Annotated in this window: 23 protein-coding genes; 3 read left to right on the top strand and 20 right to left on the bottom strand. The window is 36.2% G+C overall.

The window, feature by feature from the left end:
- Positions 1-194: 194 nt before the first annotated feature.
- From MKX67_RS04710 to MKX67_RS04680, 7 genes are all read right to left on the bottom strand, one after another.
- Entirely contained in the window at positions 195-1,211 is a 1,017-nt protein-coding gene (locus MKX67_RS04710) for a serine hydrolase domain-containing protein (protein WP_307319039.1), read from the bottom strand.
- An 89-nt stretch (positions 1,212-1,300) separates the two neighbouring features.
- The gene (locus MKX67_RS04705) at positions 1,301-1,732 is read right to left on the bottom strand and encodes a pyridoxamine 5'-phosphate oxidase family protein (protein WP_095370428.1); all 432 of its coding nucleotides are present in this window, start codon (positions 1,730-1,732) and stop codon (positions 1,301-1,303) included.
- A gap of 12 nt (positions 1,733-1,744) precedes the next feature.
- Positions 1,745-2,101, bottom strand: coding sequence for a carboxymuconolactone decarboxylase family protein (locus MKX67_RS04700; RefSeq protein WP_095370429.1), 357 nt, complete (start codon positions 2,099-2,101; stop codon positions 1,745-1,747).
- 153 nt (positions 2,102-2,254) lie between these two features.
- Positions 2,255-2,431 (bottom strand): hypothetical protein, encoded by a 177-nt coding sequence (locus MKX67_RS04695; RefSeq protein ID WP_157733782.1) that lies wholly within the window; start codon positions 2,429-2,431, stop codon positions 2,255-2,257.
- Positions 2,432-2,544: 113 nt separating this feature from the next.
- Positions 2,545-3,009, bottom strand: coding sequence for a YfmQ family protein (locus MKX67_RS04690; RefSeq protein ID WP_322909926.1), 465 nt, complete (start codon positions 3,007-3,009; stop codon positions 2,545-2,547).
- 21 nt (positions 3,010-3,030) lie between these two features.
- Complete coding sequence (locus MKX67_RS04685) at positions 3,031-3,222, bottom strand: hypothetical protein (RefSeq protein WP_095370431.1); 192 nt, start codon at positions 3,220-3,222, stop codon at positions 3,031-3,033.
- Positions 3,223-3,326: 104 nt separating this feature from the next.
- Positions 3,327-4,757, bottom strand: a complete 1,431-nt coding sequence (locus tag MKX67_RS04680) for a PLP-dependent aminotransferase family protein (protein WP_095370432.1) — start codon at positions 4,755-4,757, stop codon at positions 3,327-3,329.
- Positions 4,758-5,466: 709 nt separating this feature from the next.
- On the opposite strand from MKX67_RS04680, the gene MKX67_RS04675 reads away from it, so the two are divergent.
- Complete coding sequence (locus MKX67_RS04675; RefSeq protein WP_322909925.1) at positions 5,467-6,387, top strand: MBL fold metallo-hydrolase; 921 nt, start codon at positions 5,467-5,469, stop codon at positions 6,385-6,387.
- Positions 6,388-6,506: 119 nt separating this feature from the next.
- On the opposite strand, the gene MKX67_RS04670 is transcribed toward MKX67_RS04675, so the two are convergent.
- The 10 genes from MKX67_RS04670 to MKX67_RS04625 form a co-directional block, all read right to left on the bottom strand.
- Complete coding sequence (locus MKX67_RS04670) at positions 6,507-6,926, bottom strand: DUF1801 domain-containing protein (RefSeq protein WP_322909924.1); 420 nt, start codon at positions 6,924-6,926, stop codon at positions 6,507-6,509.
- Positions 6,927-7,042: 116 nt separating this feature from the next.
- On the bottom strand, positions 7,043-8,554 hold the full coding sequence (locus tag MKX67_RS04665; RefSeq protein ID WP_095370436.1) for a tripartite tricarboxylate transporter permease: 1,512 nt from the start codon (positions 8,552-8,554) through the stop codon (positions 7,043-7,045).
- A 16-nt stretch (positions 8,555-8,570) separates the two neighbouring features.
- The gene (locus MKX67_RS04660) at positions 8,571-9,020 is read right to left on the bottom strand and encodes a tripartite tricarboxylate transporter TctB family protein (RefSeq protein ID WP_095370437.1); all 450 of its coding nucleotides are present in this window, start codon (positions 9,018-9,020) and stop codon (positions 8,571-8,573) included.
- Between the two features lie 15 nt (positions 9,021-9,035).
- On the bottom strand, positions 9,036-10,013 hold the full coding sequence (locus MKX67_RS04655; RefSeq protein WP_322909923.1) for a tripartite tricarboxylate transporter substrate binding protein: 978 nt from the start codon (positions 10,011-10,013) through the stop codon (positions 9,036-9,038).
- 230 nt (positions 10,014-10,243) lie between these two features.
- Positions 10,244-10,921 carry a response regulator gene (locus tag MKX67_RS04650; protein ID WP_095373527.1) on the bottom strand — a complete coding sequence of 226 codons (678 nt, stop codon included), beginning with the start codon at positions 10,919-10,921 and terminating at the stop codon, positions 10,244-10,246.
- The gene (locus MKX67_RS04645) at positions 10,914-12,524 is read right to left on the bottom strand and encodes a sensor histidine kinase (RefSeq protein ID WP_095370439.1); all 1,611 of its coding nucleotides are present in this window, start codon (positions 12,522-12,524) and stop codon (positions 10,914-10,916) included. The genes MKX67_RS04650 and MKX67_RS04645 overlap by 8 nt, the downstream gene beginning before the upstream one ends.
- Before the next feature lie 254 nt (positions 12,525-12,778).
- Complete coding sequence (locus MKX67_RS04640) at positions 12,779-13,849, bottom strand: alcohol dehydrogenase catalytic domain-containing protein (RefSeq protein ID WP_322909922.1); 1,071 nt, start codon at positions 13,847-13,849, stop codon at positions 12,779-12,781.
- A 21-nt stretch (positions 13,850-13,870) separates the two neighbouring features.
- Positions 13,871-14,548, bottom strand: a complete 678-nt coding sequence (locus MKX67_RS04635) for a cyclase family protein (RefSeq protein ID WP_322909921.1) — start codon at positions 14,546-14,548, stop codon at positions 13,871-13,873.
- A gap of 15 nt (positions 14,549-14,563) precedes the next feature.
- Positions 14,564-15,895, bottom strand: a complete 1,332-nt coding sequence (locus MKX67_RS04630) for a TIGR00366 family protein (RefSeq protein ID WP_307319066.1) — start codon at positions 15,893-15,895, stop codon at positions 14,564-14,566.
- Positions 15,896-16,834 (bottom strand): 3-hydroxyacyl-CoA dehydrogenase NAD-binding domain-containing protein, encoded by a 939-nt coding sequence (locus MKX67_RS04625; protein WP_322909920.1) that lies wholly within the window; start codon positions 16,832-16,834, stop codon positions 15,896-15,898.
- 326 nt (positions 16,835-17,160) lie between these two features.
- On the opposite strand from MKX67_RS04625, the gene MKX67_RS04620 reads away from it, so the two are divergent.
- The gene (locus MKX67_RS04620; RefSeq protein WP_095370442.1) at positions 17,161-17,508 is read left to right on the top strand and encodes a DUF3870 domain-containing protein; all 348 of its coding nucleotides are present in this window, start codon (positions 17,161-17,163) and stop codon (positions 17,506-17,508) included.
- A 142-nt stretch (positions 17,509-17,650) separates the two neighbouring features.
- Here the strand turns inward: MKX67_RS04620 and MKX67_RS04615 are convergent, their stop codons facing one another.
- Positions 17,651-18,316, bottom strand: a complete 666-nt coding sequence (locus MKX67_RS04615; RefSeq protein WP_322909919.1) for a DUF6198 family protein — start codon at positions 18,314-18,316, stop codon at positions 17,651-17,653.
- 131 nt (positions 18,317-18,447) lie between these two features.
- Between MKX67_RS04615 and MKX67_RS04610 the strand changes: the two genes are divergently transcribed.
- Positions 18,448-19,332: a LysR family transcriptional regulator gene (locus tag MKX67_RS04610; RefSeq protein ID WP_095370444.1), complete on the top strand. Its 885-nt coding sequence runs from the start codon at positions 18,448-18,450 to the stop codon at positions 19,330-19,332.
- Between the two features lie 232 nt (positions 19,333-19,564).
- On the opposite strand, the gene MKX67_RS04605 is transcribed toward MKX67_RS04610, so the two are convergent.
- Together MKX67_RS04605 and codB are read right to left on the bottom strand one after the other, a co-directional pair.
- Positions 19,565-20,836, bottom strand: coding sequence for a cytosine deaminase (locus MKX67_RS04605; protein ID WP_322909918.1), 1,272 nt, complete (start codon positions 20,834-20,836; stop codon positions 19,565-19,567).
- Positions 20,805-22,082 carry a cytosine permease gene (codB, locus tag MKX67_RS04600; RefSeq protein WP_307319080.1) on the bottom strand — a complete coding sequence of 426 codons (1,278 nt, stop codon included), beginning with the start codon at positions 22,080-22,082 and terminating at the stop codon, positions 20,805-20,807. Before codB ends, MKX67_RS04605 begins: the two co-directional genes overlap by 32 nt.
- Positions 22,083-22,309 lie beyond the last annotated feature (227 nt).

Raw genomic sequence — 22,309 nt, 5'->3', positions numbered from 1 at the left:
AATAAGTTGTGATTATTCTTGTCAACTTGGGCTATTTTTTAATTAAAGAAAGTAGCATCACGAGATGATCACCACTAAAAATTCCAAGAAGGTTACTCTATCCCTGAGCTCTTTTGTTCTTTTCCGAAATTAATTACTTATGATTAATGCTTAGAAAATTTATTGGAGGTAAATTACGTTTTTTATTTATTCTCTTACTCTTTCCCTATAAATGCCCGATAAATTTCACCGATGAGCCCATCCATTTGATGAATACCAAGCTCAGTATTCGTCAAAATTATTATCCCTTCCTTCTTTTGCGGGTATAGAGCAAGCAAACTTTGAAAGCCTACTCCCCAACCAAGGGAACTCAATTCAAATCCATTGGATGTATTTCCTAAAAAGCAGCCAAGCCCTGACCATTCACACTCACCCTGTGATGTAAACATTTCATTTATAGTTAGGGGTGAGAGGCCGAGCTTACTATCACCAACGATTGCATTCATGAGTTCAATCATCAGCATACTAATGTCTTGAGATGTTGACCATAACCCTGAAGCAGCTGGATAAGGATAATGTGGGTATTTCTCTTTCACTGTTGCTCCGTTCCTATCATGTCCTTGAGAAATATTTTTCGCATAAGTAATCTCATAGGTACTACACGTCATACCTAGTGGCTGGAATATCTTCTCTTCCATTAATAGTGTGAAAGATTTACCTGTCACTCCCTCTATTAACTTCTCTATCAAGCAAAAATTAGCATCTGCATAATGAAATCTCCCCACCTGATTCTCTTGTCTGATAATAGGCTCTCGACAATATTCAGTTTTCCCAAGAAAAAGTTGTTCTACTGTAGGGTAACCCCAACGTTTTTGATAGGGTAAAAAACTATTTGGCGGATCAATGATACCTGATTGGTGACTTAATAATTGTCTAAGGGTGAGTGTGGTTGAGGGTGTATTAGAGGGTATTGTCCATGTTGTGACCACTTCATTTATTGGTGTATCTAGTTGGAGGAGCTGTTCATCTATTAGTTTGCAAGCTAAGACCGTAGTAAGCAATTTACTTATAGAGCACACATTAAACATCGTATTTCCCATAACAGGAAATTGGTCGTGTTTATTACGCACTCCATATTCACTTTGAAAGATTTTCTTATTTTTAATCATTGTTATTGTTAATCCTTGTATGTGTAACGCCTTCATTCTTTCTGCTATATTTAATGCAGTCACTATATATCACTCCTTTTTTAAAAGGTAACACAAACATACGTTCTATTCAATGAAAAAAAAATCCCGCTAAATAAAACGGGATCTCTTTTCTATAGAGTTACTTCTTCTGTTTGCTGATGGTCATTATTTAAAAAGCGAATGGTTTGAGGGGTAATGGCTAATATGACATAGTTTGGATCCTCAGGCCCTTCAAACCAACGAGAGAAAGAATCCTGCCAAATTTTCTTTTTTATCTCTTCATCTTCACTAATTCGACATTGTCCCTTGACTTCAATGTATTCATCATTCAGACCTTTACCAGTATAACCTAAAAGAATAGAAGTATGTCCATTCTCCTCAATCTCTTCAACCTTTTCTGTATTTTTCTTTGTCGCACTATAAAGAGTGAATCCCTCGCTATCTTCACAATAAAAAGCCATATAACGAATATGTGGCGCATTTGATTCTACCGTTGCCAATACACCGATAGGATGATTCTTGATGATTTCTTTTGCTTTTTTCATTACTTTTTCATTTGACATCAACTTCAACTCCTAGTTTAACGGTTTGAATTCATTGATACAACTTTGCACTAAAGTTACCCCTTGACTAATTGACGCTCCGCCACCAAAGGCTGACGAAACAGCAATGGTTTCCATAATTTCTTGTTCTGTGCACCCTTGATCGATACAGCCTTTTGTATGAAAGATGATGCAATATTCATCTTGTGCTTGCACACTAATTCCTAGTGCAATTAACTGCTTTTGCTTGGCACTAACTGCACCTTCTTTGAAACATTCCTCTGTAAACTCGTTAAATTTCTCTGCATATGTTGGTAAAGTGTGCGATAAATGAGCCAAACCCTCTTTAAATTGAAGAATGGATTCTGCCATATTTGATTGTTGTTCCATCTCTTTTCCCTCCATATTTTCAATATTTACAGATGTAGTATGTGCTGTTTCACATTTCTTAAGCACTAACTCGATCTAATGAAATCAAGAAGAACCTCAGCATTCAAAAAAGGCTCCTCAAAAAATTTGAGAAACCTTGTGTTCATATCTATTTTATTTACTACTATAATCATGTTCGTTCTTCGATGATGAACTCGATTTATTTTTTTGTTTTTTGCCTACTTTTTCCTCTTTTACTTCTAGTTCAATATCTTTAAGTGGTAATGGATCAACATGAGGATCTTGTTCTATTTTTTTCTTTTGCTCTTTTTTAACAGATTCTCTACTCATCTTTATAGCCACCTTCCTTATTACTTTTGTATTTACCCTTTATAGGAAAAATAAAACAAGGATAGCTTCAATAAATAGGTAGCCCTCATTTTTAGAATAATTTTTTTAGGGGATCACATGTTATCTATTTTACTATTTGAGTATATGCTATTTTCTTCACACTCAATATATTGTTCCTTAGCAGACATTTGATAGGCAATTAGTTTCCTCTTCGTTTGTTTTACAACAGTTAGATATTTTTCTTCAATATAAAGGTATAATTGTATCTTTTTCTTTCCTTTACTATAACAAATATGATAGGGAACTGTTTTTTGATTATGCGGCATAAATAAGTCTTCATTACCAGGATAAATATGAATTCTTTTCAAAAAACTAGCTTCATTATACATAGTAACTACTTTCTCCTTAACCTGTCCCTCTATCAGTTGGCTATCATATACTAATGTAATCTCTTTTTCATTTATTTCTTGATGGATGGCAAATTTTTTTAATACCCATGCGACAGCCGCACTTGGTGGGCTAGTAATCATCTTGATTAAAATACCTAGTATTAATACAAAACCCATTGTCCATGTCATGCCTTGATCCTCCTAAAACTTTTAGTCATAAGCAATATATATAGCTAAAGCAATGATGGACAAAGCAATCACCACTATATAAATCATTGTTAAGTTTAGATTATTTTTTCTTGAAGATGATTGATAATTATCATCACTCCTATTCGTAATCAATAGGGTAGCAATAATCGCAATCATTAGGATGCATATAATTACGCCGTATAATATGATCATCTTTTATGCTCCTCTTTTATGTATTTCGCTTTCTCCTTTATCTTAATTGAAACGAGCATATTTATGACCAGCCAATTCATCTATTTTTTTACCATCCACTTCATTTAAGTAAGTGCCAATGCAGCACTAAAGCGTTGGATACCCGTTCTTATTTGTTCTTCATTTGCTCGTCCAAAGGTAAACCGCACAAATAACTTCTTTGATCCCATCATCATTCCAGGAAAATAAATAACCCCTTGTTTAATAGCATTCTCTAACAACTTCATTTCATCAACGTCTCTGTTTATTTCACACCAAATATGAATACCACCTTGAGGAATGGTAAACACCACCTGATCCCCTAAATATTTCTTTAAACTAGCAACTACTTCATTTCTTCTTTGCACTAGTTCTGTTTTGATCCTATCTAAATGTACAGGAAAATGCTTTGACTCCAAAAAATCATTAGCAATCCATTGTGTATAGCTAGCATGACCAAAATCAATCTGCTGCTTTGCATCCGATAATCTTTCTATTACCGAGTTCGGCCCGATAATCCAGCCAATCCTTAAACCAGAAGCAACTAATTTTGATAACGAACTGATATACAATACATTTCCGTTTTGATCCATCGATTTCAATGTAGAGACAGGATTGTTATTAAAAGCAATTAAGCTGTATGGATCATCCTCAATCACTGGGATCCCGTATTCAGAAGATATATCCAAAATCTCTTGCAATTGCGCTTTCCTAAACAGCCTCCCTGTTGGATTTTGAAATGCTGGATTTAAAAAAATCATACTAATCCGGTGTTTTTTATGTAATGAAAGAAGCTCGGCAGAAAGAGCCCTATTGCTTAGTGCTGATAGGGTAAAGACTTGAATGCCTGCTGATTTGAAAATGGGTAAGTTGTAATGATAAGAAGGATCTTCAATTACAACAGCATCACCAGGTTTTAATAAGCATTGCACAACAAGATGCAGGGCTTGTTGTGCTCCAGAAGTAACAAGGATAGAAGCTGGTGTTGTTTGAATATTTCTGTATTTCTCCACATGTTTCATAATGGTATATCTTAATGCTTCACTACCTTGAGGATGGTCGTAACCTAGTCTCCCAATAAACGCTTGCATTTGCGTAATTTCTCTTAAAATATCGGTTGGATATAAATCTTCTGACAACTCACCACTCGCCATATTGATAAGTTTTCTTTTTTCCATTTCCTTACGAATTTTTTGCGTAATCGGCAAATTAGGTAAGAACGAACCTGCTTCAATATATCTGTTCCAACTTGGCATACGCTTTTTTGTCATGCCCCAAATATCTTTACTTATGACTGTACCACTTCCGATTCTCCGTTCAATTAATCCTTTTGATTCAAGTTCATCATAAGCAGCAACAATCGTACTTCTATTAACTTGAAAAGTTTTAGCTAACTGTCTTTCCGATGGTAGATTTTTATCAGCTGGAAAAGTACCGTCAGAGATTCCGTTCTCTATTTCATCGGCAATTTGTTTATAAATCGGCTTCTTTAATTTACGGTTGATTTTTTCATCCATGATATACATCCCTTTTTAGTTAATACATATAGTGTAACCAACTTATTTAATAATGGAATAGTACTTTGTTTTCTGAGTGAAATGAATAACATAGAAATTCACTACTCTATTTAGCATTGAAAAAAGGGAGAAGTTAAAAGACAATTAGTATTCGCTAATGCTTCCTATCCGTTTCTCTTTTCACTTTTTTAATTCCTTCCGTCCCAACAACACAACCAATAAGTGCAAGTATCATACTAGTCGAAATGGCTTTAATAGCATAATAAAACGCTGTGCCAGTCACACAGTCTAAAATAATGAAACGTTTAATCGTTGATGCTTTTATCGAATAAAATACGACTTGGTTTTCTTGTACTCTTTTCAGCGCGGCTCACGCACCTTTCACCTAGACATACTAAAAGTTACGTAAAGAGATTTTGTCCTATGCCTACTATAAGAAATACAATGAATTTACATACCAAGAGTTGCATTCATAAGAATTAATCTTATTTAAATACGCAGGAACCTCATAAAGAATCCACTGGCATCTTTTTTTCATCAAATCTTTTTTCCCTCCACAAAACTTAAATTTAGATGTACTTTCATGAGTTAAAAATGACGGGGCATTTTCTACGTTTAAATGAATACAAAAACTTTGATATTAAAAAATAGACAGATATAATGGTTGCTAACAGATGTTTTTAAAGGAAGATAAGTTTGGAGGAATAGAATGACAGGCAAAAAACGTTTTATTAATCTAGATAATGTAGAAAACACTAAATCATTCAATGATTTTCGTCGTTGGCAAAAAGAACGAAGACAAAATAAAAAAGATCTTACTATCCAAATTGAGCAATCCCCAACAAAAGAAATTATACGATTAAACAAAAATAGAAAAGAAGCTTCTATTACATGGATTGGCCATTCTACTTTTTTCATTCAAATAGATGGATTAAATATCGTTACTGATCCCGTGTGGGCAAAACGTATGGGTCTCGGTAAACGATTAACAGCTCCCGGTATTTCTATATCTGATTTACCAGATATCGATATTGTCTTAATCTCTCACGGTCATTATGATCATTTAGATTTTCCATCAATTAAAAAACTAAAAGGAGACCCCACTTTCTATGTACCAATTGGTTTAGGGAAAAGTTTTAGCAAACGGGGATATCAGCATATATTTGAAGCGAACTGGTATGATTCTTTTAGACTCAATTCGTTGTCCCTTTCTTTTGTACCCGCTCAACATTGGACGAAAAGATCACTAACGGATACGAATACATCTCATTGGGGTGGTTGGATAATAGAAAATGAGCCACACTCTATTTATTTTGTCGGTGATACAGGTTACTTTCGTGGGTTTAAAGAGATCGCCGAAAAGTTCAACCTCAAAACTGTATTAATGCCCATTGGCGCCTACGAACCAGAATGGTTTATGAAAGTCAGTCACATTAACCCAGAAGATGCAGTGAAAGCATATATAGAATTAAATGGCGCTACCTTTATCCCTATGCATTATGGTACTTATCATTTAGCAGACGATACCGGACCAGAAGCTATTGCTAGACTAGATGCTGAATGGGAAAAGCAACAATTAGATGCCAATCAACTAAAAAAATTATTAATCGGCGAAACATTTTGGTTGTAACTGATTTGGATCGACTATCAAACAGCATATTGATAAAGTTGACTAGGAAAGAAATTATGCATCAATACTTCCCTAGTTTCCCCTTTTATCGAAGTGACTTCCCAGCCATTGCAACGAGTTTAGAGAGGATATTTCTTCTGTAAATAACTGATTGAACTATTAATTAGTTGCGCTAAAATTTCTATATCAATGTCAGCAACTTTATTAATATACACACATGACTTTCCGGTAGTATACTTACCAAAATCATTCAATATGTTTAGGCGATTAGGATCACATGCAGCTAAGTAAAGACTTATTTTAGCTTTACGCGGTGAAAAACCAACTAACGGAGCCTCTCCAGCATGCCCAGATTCGTATTTGTAATGATATTTTCCAAATCCGATAATACTCGTTCCCCACATTTTCGCTTGATAACCGGTCGCTTCAATAAAGATATCTAATAACTGATAAGCATCCTCCCGCTTCTTTACTGAATCCACTTTTTCGATAAACATTATGACGTCTTCATCCGTCTCTTTTGTCTTTAATTGATACATGTTTTCTTCCTCCTTTTATCCAGTGATTCTCTAGGCTTTTTATTTTCTTTTTACAGGAAGTATCTATACAACATTATAGGCAAATAAAAAGCTCGCCATCAATGACGAGCTGTTATTTAACCTGATATTGTTTGGTCTTCTTTTCTTTTTCTATTTTTAATCAACTTCAAAATAAGTGGATAGCATAAAGATAATACTGTAAGAATCATCAAAATAATAGAAATCCCAGAAGAAAAGAAAATACTTAGACTTCCATTAGATGATGTCAGAGCCATACGGAAATTTTGTTCCATATCTGTTCCCACAATTAGCGCTAGAACTAATGGAGCAATAGGAAAATCTAACACTTTCATAACTAAACCAATGAGACCGAATAACAATAATAAGTAAAAGTCAACTGTAGAATAACTCAACGTGTAAGTACCGATAAAAGCCAACATAATGATAAGCGGATACAGTACTTTAGCTGGCGTGTGAAGGACCTTTACGAGTAACCCAACTAATAGTACATTAATAATCACTAAAGCAATATTACCGATAAACATACTGTTAATAAGTCCCCAAACCATAACCGGATCATTTTCAAAAAGCATCGGACCAGGTCTAACGCCGAGCATGATTAATGCGCCGAGCATAACAGCAGTGGTTCCTGAACCTGGAATCCCCATTGTTAATAACGGAATCATCGCCCCAACTGAGGCAGAGTTATTTGCCGATTCTGGTGCTGCTAAACCTTCTACAGCTCCTTTACCAAATTCCTCTGGTTTTTTAGATAACTGCTTCTCAGTAGAATAGCTAATCATTGATGCAATGGTTCCCCCCGCTCCCGGAAGTACACCAACAATAAATCCAAGAGGTGCACTCCTGAGAATGGGCCATTTAGAACGTTTCCATTGCTCTTTGGTGAACCATGTTTTACCCATGTCTTGATTTTCTTTTTGCTTTTTCTTTTCTTTATAAATCGTTAAGAAATTATAAAATACCTCACCTACCGCATAGATTCCAATGATGACAATTAGAAAATCAATACCTTCTGCTAAATGTGGCATCCCAAGGGTAAAACGATGAACACCGGTTTGCGGATCAATGCCAATTGTACTTAATAATAACCCTAAGCACATTGCTATAAAACCTTTGATCATTTTTCCTGTTGATAGCGAAACAATAGCTGAGAGGGTTAATAGCATAAGTAAAAAATATTCCGATGGACCGAACTGCAAGGCAAAGCTTGCTAACGGCTTAGCTAAGGCAATAAATCCAAAGGTGGCTAATATCCCCCCGATAAAAGAAGCTACTGCTGATATGGCCATTGCTTGACCAGCTTGCCCTTTCTTTGCCATCGGATAACCATCAAAGGTGGCAGCAATTGCCGAACCATCGCCAGGTGTATTTAATAATATAGAGCTTCTAGATCCGCCGTACATCGCACCATAATAAATGGCAGCCATTAATATAATGGCACTTGTTGGGTCCATTCCAAAAGTAACTGGGATTAAAACCGCAACAGCCGTGGCTGGACCTAACCCTGGTAACATACCAACAACTGTCCCCAAGAATCCTCCTATTACAATCCAAATAATATTAATTGGTTGTATGGCTGTCATCAATCCTTCTACAAAACCCTCCATATGATTCCCTCCTTTTCTATGGCAAACTTACACCTAATAGTTGACTAAATCCGTACCAAGTAATGAAGGAAAAACTCACAGTAACGATGACGTTAACGAGCCATTTTCTCCAACCATTCAGATAAAATAATAAGACACCTAAGAATAAAATCGTTGAAATTAAAAATCCTAGTGTTTCAAATGTCAAGGCATAAATGATACCGAGGATGATCGTGACAACAATTAACTGTATGGCCCTCTTACTAAAGACATCTGTCAGTTTCTCTTCTTTTTCATGGATATTTCTCAGCTCATTCACCAGATAAATAACACTTAGGATAAGCATCAGTGCACTGATGCCAATAGGAAAATATAGAGGCCCATTGGCACTACCTAATGTAGCTTTTGGAATCTGAAATGAGCTAATTAGAAAAACTAAACTAACGGCTATCATTAATATGGGTAAACCTATTTTGATGATTCTCACTTAACAAATCCTCCCTTACTGAACCAGCCCTGATTCGCCAATTAAATCCTTATATAATTCTGCTTGTTCATCGAAAAACGCTTTCGTATCACTACTATTCTGGTAAAAATTATCCCAATCATTATTTGTTAAAAGTTCAGCCCATTCTTCACTCTTAACCATCTCTCCCAATTTTTCATCCCAATATTTGATTTCTTCTTCTGTCATATCTGGTGGCCCCATAATACCTCGCCAATGGGGGAAAACCATGTCAATACCTTCTTCTTTTAATGTAGGTACATCTTCTAATTCTTCTAATCTATCTTCCGAAGACACCGCTAAAATCTTTAGCTTGCCAGCTATATGTTGTTCCTTAACTTCTGATAATGAAGTCGTGACCGCGTTTACATGATTTCCTAAAAGGGCTGTCACTACGTCCCCACCACCGCCATCATAGACGAGGAAATTCAAATCTTTTGCTGCGACATCCCTCATTCCTGCCGCTTGCACAAATGATAGATGATCATCATTGCCTAGTCCTGGTCCTACGCCAATTTTTATAGATGCTGGATCATTCTTAATATCTTCAAACAAGTCATTTATATTTTCATATGGAGCATCTACTGATACAGCAATGGCCTGCCATTCGGTTGCTAAGGTCGCAAGAGGTGTAAAATCCTCATAAGTTAACTTACTTTGTCCTAAGAAATGATTGGTTAATAGCAGACTAGAGTTTACCGCAAGATAATGACTATCCTTCGTATGTAAATAGCTCCATCCAACTTCACCACCGCCACCTGGCTTATTAATGACATTAATGTTATTATCCACCAGGTTATTATCCTTAAGAATTTTTTGCACAGATCGAGCTGTTAAATCCCATCCGCCACCAGGTGAGGCAGGAGCAACTACTTCTATATTTTTTGTTGGATATTCCCCATTTCCTGAAGTTGAATTGGAAGAACACGCTGTCAATATAAGAACAGCTAGAACGAAAACTACCAGCTTTTTCACTATATCCACTCCCCTTATTTTGTTAAATTCTGAGTTAATATTAAATTCTGAATAAATAAATGTAAACGTTTTCTAAAAATTGTCTATTAAAAACTTAAAATTAATTAAATTCATTGTGTTCATTTGTGCTTTATTTCACAATAACTATAAGTGGCAATACGACATACCATTCACCGACGTATGTTTTCCCTCTTATACATAAAAAAACCGGTCCCTTTACGACCAGTTTTTCAACGATAAAAATAGTTCCTCTCGGGTCTCCCCACCACTCCATATACTTGTTCCACATAAGCTTTGTTTATACTAACTAAATATTCTAAGTAGCGGCGGGCTGTTGTACGAGATGCTCCCATTTTCTCTCCGACCTTGTCAGCTGTTAAACCTGTTCCTCCCTTTTGTAGAATGGAGCGCACTTTCTCAAGCGTAACGTGATCAATTCCAGCTGGTAAACCGGTTTGTTTATGTAATATGTCTGTTTGCGTGCGACCAAAGAAATAATCAGCAACCTGTTGATTGACTTCAGTGACAGAAGCGAATTTCCCCTTTTCTTCTTTGTACCTTTCTAAGGTTGCAATAAATACATCCAATGAAACCGGTTTAATTAAGTAAGAGATTACTCCATATTTTAGTGCTTTCAATAAATAATCTTTCTCATTCGCTGCTGTAATTAAAATAATATCTACAAGAGGATACTTCTCCCTTATTTCCTCTAATAGATCAATTCCTAAACGATCCGGCATATATATATCCATAAGTAATAAATCAACTGGATGCTGTTGTAACAGTTCCATCATTGCATGAGCATTTAAACCTGTTCCAATTACCTTCATCCCATCTATTCTAGTTATATACTCTTCATGAAGTTGCGCAATCCGATAATCATCTTCGGCTATTGCTACATTAATGATTCCCATTTTTACTCCCCTCTTTCTTTGGTAAATATACAGTAAAGATTGTACCCTTATGCTCATCACTGCTATATTCAATCACACCATTTAGAGATTCTATCTCTACTTGAACATTAAAGAGCCCGTAACCACGATTTTTCCCTTTAGATGATTGTCCCTTCTCGAATAGTTGTTGTGTCATTTCTTCAGCAATTCCTGTTCCATTATCTTGGATTTCAAAAATAACCTCGTCTCCAATATCGGTAACAAAAAATTTCACTTCCTTGGGCGCATTCTCTTTTACTGCATCGAAAGCATTACTAATTAAGTTTCCTAGAATAATGATAAGTGACGATAAGTTGAGGTTATCTGGTAACCCTTCTAAAGAACTCTCTTTATCTATTACAAAGTCTATTTTCTTTTCGGAAGCTTGTGCTAATTTTCCTAATAATATCGCTTGCACGCGTTCATCCTTTATTTTTGTAAAAATGATTTTTTCTTCTTTTTTTAATAATGTTGCTTCGCTGTTTATGAATTCAATCGCTTTCTCCTTTTTATCTAATTGAAGTAAGCCTAAGATGGCATATAACTTATTCGTAAATTCATGTGATTGTGCTCGTAAATCATCAGAGTACTGTTTCACTTCAGATATGGCATCTATCATTCGTTTAATTTCAGTACGATCTCGGAGGCTAGCTACTGTACCTATTCTCTTCCCAGCTTCTATAATTGGTTGTGTATTCATGATAATGGCTTTCTCATCAATTTGTATTTCAACATTTACTTGTTTCTTACAACTCTTCAGTCCTTCAATCATTACCTCTGAAGAAATGACTTCCTCTACTAATCTCCCTTCTACTCCACTCTCTAATGTCAATAGCTGAGCAGCGGAAGTATTGACCATCGTAATCATCCCTTTTTCATCAATAGAAAGGATCCCTTCCTTCACTGAATGGAGTATAGCGTTTCTCTCTCTGAACATGGCAGCAATTTCATAAGGTTCTAAATTTAATGTGTCTTTCCTAATACTATTAGTCAATGAATAGCCGGCAAAGATGCCAAGAAACAAGATTATCACAGATACTTTAAGTATTTCTCTAATATCCTCCCAAATGGCTTCATATAATTGGTTCACTTCAAAAAGGACAATGACTGCTCCCTCTACTTTTTTATATTCACCATAATTGACCATTATAGGGGCAACGGCCTTAATCACTTTTTTATCTTCTTCTACTGTTTGCATCACATAAGAGCTTCCATAAATAAGTGCTTTTTCATGCTCTTCTATTGTTAATTCTCCAAAAGTAGATTCATCATCAGTCGAGGCGATAATCATGCCATTGCGTTTTTGAAAAAACACTTCCATATTGTCTATCTTTTTTACTTGATTTACTACATTTCCTAAAGTATTTACTAGTTTATAAGGGTTGTAAAAGTCATGTAATGCCGGCATATAAGAAACGGTCTTTGCTGTCTGCATTGTTAACTCTTCAGCCTTAGCCATATCATCATTTAATTTCATCACGATATACATCGCAGATAACAAAACAATAATAGAAATAATTAAAATGACTATAAGGACGAGAATCTTAATTTTTATAGGAACTTTTAATAACTTTTTCATACAGTTCTCCAGTATTTATAGATTCTTTACATTATAGCAGGATTCTTTCTGAATAATCTATCAACTCATACAATCAATTCTCTATAGGGTGGGCATAACCATACGAAATAAGACGATAAAATGATAAAACCTATATTTTATTGATAGCGTAAGATTTTACCGAAAATTCCTAATGAAATAATCACTAACTCAAAAAAAAAACGAACAACCCAAGTTTAGAGATTGTTCGTTTGCATTTGCCATCTTATATAAGCTCATTCTCCTGATGGCTTTAATATTACCTTTACCGCTTCTTTTCTTATGCCTGCATTAAATCCTGCTTCTGCCTCTTCCAAAGCATACGTATGTGTAATAAGTTTTTCATATGGATACTTTCCTGATGCTGCCATGGCAATCGCACGCTTCATCGTTTGTTCTGTCACTCCATATATTCCTTTTATATCAATCTCACCACGTACAATTTCACTAGTAGCTATGGTACTTTCTTGCGGGCTAATCCCAATAAGTAGGACTTCCCCACCTTTTTTGCATATTCTCACAGCATCTGTCAGCGAACCATTAAACCCACTCGTTTCAAAAACATGATCTACGCCATTTCCGTTCGTCTTATGAGCAATTGCCTCTAATAAGTTTTCATCATCAACATACACTATATCAGTAGCACCTAGCTCTAATGCTAATGCCAAACGGTCTTTGTCCTTTGTTAATCCAGTGACAATCAATTGTTTAAATCCATAGTTTGATAGGGAGGCAACCATTGATAATCCAATGGGTCCAGGTCCAATAACAACTGCTGTTTCACCCGGCAGAATGTTCGCCCTTTCAATTGCGCGCACACCAATTCCAATTGCTTCTAGCATACCTGCCACTTCAATAGTAACTTCCTCGGGAAGCGGGAGTACATTCCGATAATCGATAGAAGCATACTCTGCCATTCCACCATTTTCTCTAAAACCGTATCGTAATGATTCTGCCGGCACTTTACTCATGGAACCTTTGCCATGGTCACATAGATTCGTTTGCCCTTTCAAACAATTCTCACAATGACCACAAGGAATATACGGATTAATGACTACATCTTTTCCAATCAAATGAGCGTGATTCTTATGACCCACTTCCACTACCACTCCAGCAAATTCATGTCCTAGTGTGACAGGGGTAGATACCCATTCATACGCATTCATCCCTTCGTGCATATGAAGGTCACTTCCACAAATACTGGCAGCTAGCACTTGTACTAGTACATCATTCTCTTTTAAAGTAGGCAATTCTACATCTTTTATTTCAATACCTCGTGATCTATTAGTTTTTACTACTGCTTTCATAAAAAGCTCTCCTCCTTTCTTTTACCATTCTTCTATCGCTAAAGCTCTTATTGGTGAGCCCGTCATTCCTTTTAGGTTTAGTGGCGTTCCCATAAAATAAAAATGTTTCTTTGTTAACTTCTCTAGATTTACTACATTCTCAAAAATCATGATATTTCGGCCAAGTAACTCCATATGAACATTACGTTGCATATTTGTATTAATATCAGCATTAGGAAGATCAAGACCAATCGCTTTTACTTTTTGTTCCACTACCCAACTAGCAACAGAAGGATCTAATGATAAGCAGTCATGAAAACCTGCAGCATTCCATACTCCTGGCCAGCAGCGAAATAAAACGATATCATCCTTCTTCACTTTAAGATTGTCACGACGAACAACCTCTTCAACCAAATCTCTTGTTACAGGCTCATTTGCACTCTTTTGAGAAACATCTACCAACACTGCATTCCCCATTGTTGCCTCCACAGGGATTTGCTCAATTGTCCAACCATCTTTAAAGAAATGATAGGGAGCATCCATATGTGTGCCACTATGATCTGACATGATTATCGTTTTACTCGCATACCCTTCACACGGCGCTTGATATCGCGGTTTTGAAAAATCATGTGTAACATGATCCATAAATACCACCTTTGGGTGAGACGGGAAAGATACCAAACCGTCGTATAAAACAACAGATAAATCGACTACTTTCATTATTAGCTCCTCCTTTTATAGTAAGTAACCCCATATTAAACAAGCTGCAATATAAATAATTCCTACATAAAACATAATCATTACTAAATAACCCATTATATCTTTAAGCTTTAGTTTCGATAAAGCGAGCGCTGGTAAAATCCAGAAAGGTTGAATCACATCATTCCATGCATTACCAAGCATAACAGACATAGATGTTTGGCTAAGACTTGCACCTAACTCCTTCGCCGCATCAATCATAAATGGTCCTTGAACAACCCAGTGACCGCCGCCAGATGGAGCAAAGAAATTAATAAAGAAAGAACTAATAATTCCCCAGAATGGTAAACTTTCAGCAGTTGAAAAATTAACAAATATAGCAGCAATTGTATCAACTAGACCCGATGATGCCATAATCGCCATGATTCCTGCATAAAACGGAAATTGTAGAATGATTCCTGATATTGTACCAATTCCGCTATTTAAGCTTTGCGTATATTTCGCAGGTGTCCCTAGAAGAATAATTCCTAAGAAAAGGATAATAAAGTTAATAATATTAAGATTCATTGTGTTACCATCGATGAAATAGAAAAGGATATAAACTAAACCAATGATACCAATAGCATAACTAAGTAATCGGCTATTATTAATCTTTGAGGCAAAAGTATCATCGCCTAATATATTCACTGATGCTTCTTTTTTCTCTTCATATAATGCAGGATTTATCTCTCTTACATTCTCTTTATTCTTTGGGTGAAGAGCAGCATTCACAAGTGGCAAAGTAATTAATAAGACAACCGTTGTTATTACCATTGGTAAAGAGAAAATGGTTTCACTTAAACCGATTATGCCCATTGCCGCTTCCATTGGATGACCTGGTGTAGAAATGAGCACAGGAATACTAGCTGATAAACCTAAACCATAAAAGGTAAAACCGCTATATGCAGCTGCAATAATTAAGGGATAATGCACACCCTTTACATTCATTGCTAATTTACGGGCGATAATTCCTCCAATAACTAACCCAAATCCCCAGTTAAGATAGCTACCAATCGACCCAACTAAAGTGGCCACTATAATTGCACCCTTAGGTGTTTTTACTTTAGCCGCAATTTTATTTAATAACCTATCCGTTAGTGGTGCAGTTGCTAAAACATAACCCATAGCTAAAATAACAGCCATTTGTGTCGTAAACGCTAATAAATCCCAAAACCCATTTCCCCATGCTAGCACAAGTTCTTTTGGTGTTTGTCCCTCAATCAACATGGCTAGAATCATTGTTAAAATCGTTAATCCAATAGCAAATACAAATGCATCAGGTAAATACTTCCTCATTAAATTTGTGAAAAAGTTTGTCATTTTTTCCATCTAGTTCCCCTCCTTGTTGTCTCTATCTTTAAGCGCTTTCATTATTTGCAAAATTGCGTTATTCTTCTCTTCGACAATTGCTTGTACATTTCTATCTTGCCAATCATAAAAACCTTTCCCACTTTTTATACCTAGTTCTCCTGCTTCTACCTTTTTCACAAAAAATGGATCAGGATCTGTCCGATTTTCGAGATCTGGATATAAGTATGAAGCAATATGAAAATGAACATCTAGTCCATTTAAATCTCGTTGTTCAAGCGGTCCGCTAAATAATAACCGAGGCGCTAAACTATAACGAATAACTGTGTCAATGTCTTCTGCTGAAGCGACACCTGAAGCTAATAGTGAAATGGCCTCTCTTGCCATTGCATGTTGAATGCGATTGGCAATAAATCCTGGGATGTCTTTTTTAATCAGTACTGGCCTTTTGCCAACCTCTTTTAATAGTGACATCACTTTGTCTGCAACTGCTTCCGATGTTGCTTTTGCTTTTACCACTTCAACGAGTGGAATGACATGAGCTGGCATGAAAAAATGTGTACCCATCATCCTTTGAGGATAGGTTAGGCTTTCAGCTAAGCTATCAATAGACAACCCAGATGTGTTTGTTGCAATGATCGTCTCCTCCGCACAAAACCTCTCTATTTCCTGTAGCACCTGTTGTTTCAGGTCTCGTTTTTCCGGAACTGCTTCAATAATGAACTCAGCTGTTTTCACTTCACTCATTTCAACAGTCATAGAGACAGATGCCAACACACTTTTAACATCATCTGAATTGGAAAGAAGAGTAGAAAGTTGATATTCCATTCTCTCTTTTGCTAAATATAATGCTTCTTTATTCACATCCACTAACGTAACTTGATACCCATTTGTAGAAAACAATTGGGCAATCCCGATCCCCATTGTTCCTCCACCAATAACAGCGATTCTTTTAGTCACTCTAATAACTCCCCCCTCCAGCATTTATACGAATTACCTTAATTTAACAAAAACAAAAAACCTAGCTATCCCAGGAAAATAAGAAAATTACTCGACTCTTATCTCCTTGAAAAAGCTAGGTATCCTTAAGTGTTATGAAAGGTGAATTTCATCGTTAAGAAGACGCTTTTCTTCAGAAAGAATAATATATTCAAATCATTTTGATAGTATTATCATATTTTAAAAGATTTAGATAGTCAATGGAAAATTTTCAATTCTAAAAACCTTTGAAGTTATATGATAAAATAGAACTGTTTAGTAAACCGAAATAGAAGGGAGCCACTATCATGGCACAAAATGAACTTAGCTCCGTACTTGTTACTGCTTATGCCAAAGCTCCACAAGGAACAGCGATGTATGAAGTATACAAACACGCAGGTATTGTTCTCGAAATCAATTCTACTAACCATAAGATTATCAACGCAGAATTTACCTTTATAACTGGACTGACGCAAGATTTCTTTAAGAGATTAATGATTGGATTTGACATGAGTACCGACCTTCAAGGCCTTATCAACCGGATAGAAAAGCACTATTTCGCACCATCCACCACAGCAGTAATTGTTGCCTTAAAAGGAGCCCATAAAAGATATCATGAGAAATTAAAGCAATTGGAAGAGGGAGAATCAAATTGAGAACCGGTTATATTGCCGGTTTGGCTTTTATTCTCCTCCAACTAGATTAGCGTAAACAACAAAATATCTTTCTTAACTAAAAAATAACCAGCAAGGCATCCCCATCCCTCACTGGTTATAATGAATTATTTTATATTACCCCTTAGTTGATCTTACTTAATTCCTCTTGTGGCTTTGCCCACAACCATTCTTTTAACGGTACTTCGTATAATTTTGTCATCCAACCAAGGATCTTACCAATAAAATAAGCGGCTATAACTGTGCCAACCCCGATAGCTCCTAGTGAATGGACAAAGATGAGGCAAACAGCACCGGCGACACAGACATTCAATAAATCACTTGTAATTTTCGCCTTACTAAAAATCATCTTAAAACGCGCACTGATGGCATAGGTTAAGGCATCATAAGGCATAAGTGGTAACTTAGCATTAAAATAACCTAACAGGCCTACTGCCACTACAAATAAACTAATAAGCAAAAAGATAATTTTCATCCCAATTGTTTGTGGTGCTGGAAAAATTTGAACTAAAAGCAAAGTTAAATCCATAAATCCACCGAATAAGAACGAAATAACCAGTTGACCAACAACCTCTTTTACGATAAAAGATTTAGTCAAAATGCTTCCAACAATAATGAATAGAATATTCGCAGCGACAGTCATCATACCGATTTTCATACCAGTACTTAAACTTAACGCATAAGGTAATGATGATACTGGTGAAACTCCTAAATCCGCTTGAATAGAAAAACTAACGCCTAGTGATAAAAAAAATAAGCCTAGTACATAAAGAACTAGTCGTTTAGCCATAATTTGTTTCACCCGATTCTAAATTTGTTCAATGTTTCACTTACTCATTTTATCATCAGAACAAATATATAAAAAATATATATATGATAAACTAGTTATATTAAATTACATATGATGAAAGGGGAGAAATTATGGATATCAGACAGCTTCAATATTATAAAACAATCGTCGATCAAGGCAGTATTTCTAAAGCAGCAAAAGTTCTGCATATGGCGCAACCCCCTTTGAGCCAAGTTTTAAAGAAGCTAGAAACCGACTTAGGTTCTACCTTAATTCATCGTTACCGGGAAAAATGGGAGTTAACAGAGACAGGAATCATTTTGTACAAATATGCAACACAAATGTTAATGGAAATGCAAGTTGTAGAAGAACAAATACAAGAAATCGAACGAGGAGATGCTGGAACTGTCCGAATCGGGGTATCTTCTTCTTGCTCAAATCTGCTGCTTGATTATATCAGCTTGTATCGGAAGGAATTTCCTAATGTCAAGGTCAGTATTTTAAACGGTAATACCGAGGAATTATTGAAAAGACTCGACCAAAGAGAAATCGATATGGCTTTTCTATTAAGACCAATGAATAATGAGCAATACAAAATAAAAAGTTTGAACAAACGATCTTGTGTAGCAATTATTCCAAGTGAATGGGCAGATCAACTGTCTCCTGAAAGAACAACTTTTGAAGAAATGGTTTCCTTTCCTTTCATCTTGTTAGGAGCACTAGAGGGTTTGACTTTCACTGAAAATATTCTTAAGTCCTTTGAAGAAAGAAATATAACTCCAAATATCATTATTGAATGTAAAGATGTGATGATGGCCATCCAACTTGTCAGTAAAGGTCTTGGGATATCAATGATTCCGCAAATGGACAATTCTCCTCAACTATTTGAAAATATTGAAGTTCGAGCAATACAATCTTATGAATATCAAATGGAACCTGTTATTTTGCGCCTCAAAGAGAAACAAATGTCCAAAGCCTCTTGGCACTTTTGGGAAATGATTGACGGGGAAAGTTAAAGCACTATCAGCCGCTCTACCTGCGGTGGATCCAACAGAATACTGGCTGAGGTTGTGGAATGGTCTTAGTAGTTAATAATAGAAGGGTTAAACATCTAAAAACTAGATATTATTCATACCCTTTTACTAAAACCACTCCTCTTCCTTTTGCCGATAAATAATTTTGTGTGCTTCATTCAAAAATTCTTATAGAAAAAACCACAGATTTTCTCTGTGGTCATTATCTTGAAATTCATTTTTTAAAATTAACTTGCTCAACATGATCTCCAAATGTAATATTGGTTACTTGTGGCTTCGTTTCAGCTATCACTTTACCTCCGCGAATAGAATAAAGGATTGTCGCTTGTTTCCTAACGGCCTCATATTCATTTTCTGCTTCAAGGATAATAAAATTCGCCGGTTTACCTTTCTCAATACCATATTCATCCTCGATTTGTAATGTCTTTGCACTATTTTTCGTAATCAAATCGATTGAATTGACAATTTGTTCATAACCTAGCAACTGTGAAGCGTGAATACCCATATGAAGTACTTGTAACATATTTCCTGTTCCTAGAGGATACCAAGGGTCAAAAATATCATCATGACCAAAGCAAATATTAAGTCCAGCTTCTTGGATTTCTTTTACCCTAGTCAATCCCCTTCTTTTTGGATACGTATCAAATCTTCCTTGCAAATGAATGTTGACTAATGGGTTTGAAACAAAATTAATGTTAGACATCTTCAGTAAGCGGAATAGCTTATATGTGTAAGCATCATTATAAGAACCCATCGCTGTCGTATGACTTGCTGTTGTTCGTGTTCCTAAACCCCGCTCATACGCCTCTTTAGCAACAACCTCAACAAAACGTGACTGTTCATCATCTATTTCATCACAATGAATATCAATTAAACGATTGTATTTTTCGGCAAGGTCAAAAGCAATCTTCATCGACTCTACGCCATATTCTCTTGTAAATTCAAAGTGTGGAATACCACCAACGACATCGACACCCATTTTCAACGCTTCTTCCATCAGCTCTGCCCCACTTGGATACGATAAAATCCCTTCTTGCGGGAAAGCAACAAGCTGGATATTAACATAGTCTTTCATTTCTTCCTTTACTTCCAATAAAGCTTTAACAGCTGTTAAGGTTGTATCTGTGGTATCGACATGTGTGCGAACATGCTGAATCCCTTGGGCAATTTGCCATTTTAGCGCTTGCTTCGCCCTTGTTTTAACATCTTCTGGAGTTAAAAATGCTTTCCGCTCTGACCATCTTTGGATTCCCTCAAATAAAGTACCACTTCTATTCCATTCTGGCTCACCTGCTGTTAAAGTTGTATCCAGATGAATATGAGGTTCAATAAATGGAGGTAAAGTGAGCGCCCCATCAACATCAATTACTTGTTCACCATCTGGAACTTCAATTGTTTTTTGTGTAATCTCGTGAAAAACACCATCTTTAATAATTAATTGCCATAGCCCTTCTTTACCCCGTAATTTCGCGTTCTGTATGATCATTAGTTGTCATCTCCTTAGATTTTGATATTTTTGCTACAATGAAGGTTAAAACGATATAAATGATTGCTGTGCCAAACAATGCATTAAGAGGTGTGATGCCCGGCATAATTTGAGCAAAAGTAACCCCTAGTGCCCATGCTCCCATGGCCACCCAATTAATGACTTTAAATTTCGCTTGCTCAAATCCTTCATAGTTTCTACGTTTAATGAAGAAGTAATCGGCTATGATAATCGCACCGATAGATGGTACGGCAGCACTTAGGATATTTAAGAAACCAACGAAGTTATTGTACATCCACATAGCAAAGATGGTACCAACCAAACCATTTACGACAACAAATACTTTCTTGGAAATCTTCGTAATATTGGCAAAACCAAGCCCCGATGCATATAAGGCGTTATCATTCGTTGTCCAGATGTTAAGTCCTAATACAAGTACAGCTGGAATCATCAATCCCTGTAAAAACATGACTTCAGATATATCAGCTAAACCATATGCCATCGCACCGACTGCACCAAATAAAAACATAAGTGAATTTCCTAAGAAAAAGGCGATGACCGTCGCTGTTACGGCTTGCTTAGAAGTCCTAGCAAACCTTGCAAAGTCAGGTGTCAATGTTCCGCCGCTTATAAATGACCCTATGCAGATGGACAATGCTGCAGCAACTGTCATCGTTTGCGCAGGTGTATAATCCATTAAGCCTTCTAAGCCACCAAAAGCTGAAATTCCTTCTATAACTGAATAACCACCCAAGAGTGTGATTGCTGGTACTGCAATAAACCCTAAAATAACCAATGACTTCATCCCGTAGAGAGAAGTGATTGTCATCGCAATACCGAAACCAAAGATAAGTGCATACACATTCCAATCTAGCGCTGTTGCTACAGGAACAGCAAACATAGCCACACCAACACCAAACCAACCGACTTGCGTAAATCCTAGTAAAAAGGAAGGTAAATACGACCCTTTCTCTCCAAAAGCATATTTAGCTAAAAGATGTGTGGACAATCCTGTCTTGGCAGCAATATGTGCAAGAGCACCTGTATATATGCCTAATAGTAAATTCCCTAAGAGGACGATGATAATAAACTCACTAAAGCTGAGTCCTATACCAAGCTCGCCTCCTGCTAACATGCTTGCTGAGAAAAACGTGAACCCTAACATAACAAATAATGTCTTCCAGAAATTATTTCTCTGCGATTTTGGCACCGCTTGCCACGAAAACTCTTGATCGATTTTACTCATTTGTAAATCCCTCCATCAGTTTTCTGATACCAAAAAGCAGAAAAAAAAGAGACTAATCATCAGTTAGATCTGACAATTAGCCCCTAATTTCATTATCTGTATATGATTATATATAGTATTTCTCTCTAGAAAATACTATATCACTACAGAAATAATGATATCCGCTGCCCTTGCCAGCCTCTCTGGACTGAATTAAAGGTACCAGTATTTAATTGAGTTTATTATTG

Origin of the sequence: Cytobacillus sp. FSL W7-1323, from assembly GCF_038595015.1 — a bacterium.
GTDB classification, from domain to species: Bacteria; Bacillota; Bacilli; order Bacillales; family Cytobacillaceae; genus Cytobacillus; species Cytobacillus kochii.
The sequence above is the reverse complement of the archived record's forward strand: the minus strand, read 5'-3'. Positions and strand labels throughout refer to the sequence as shown.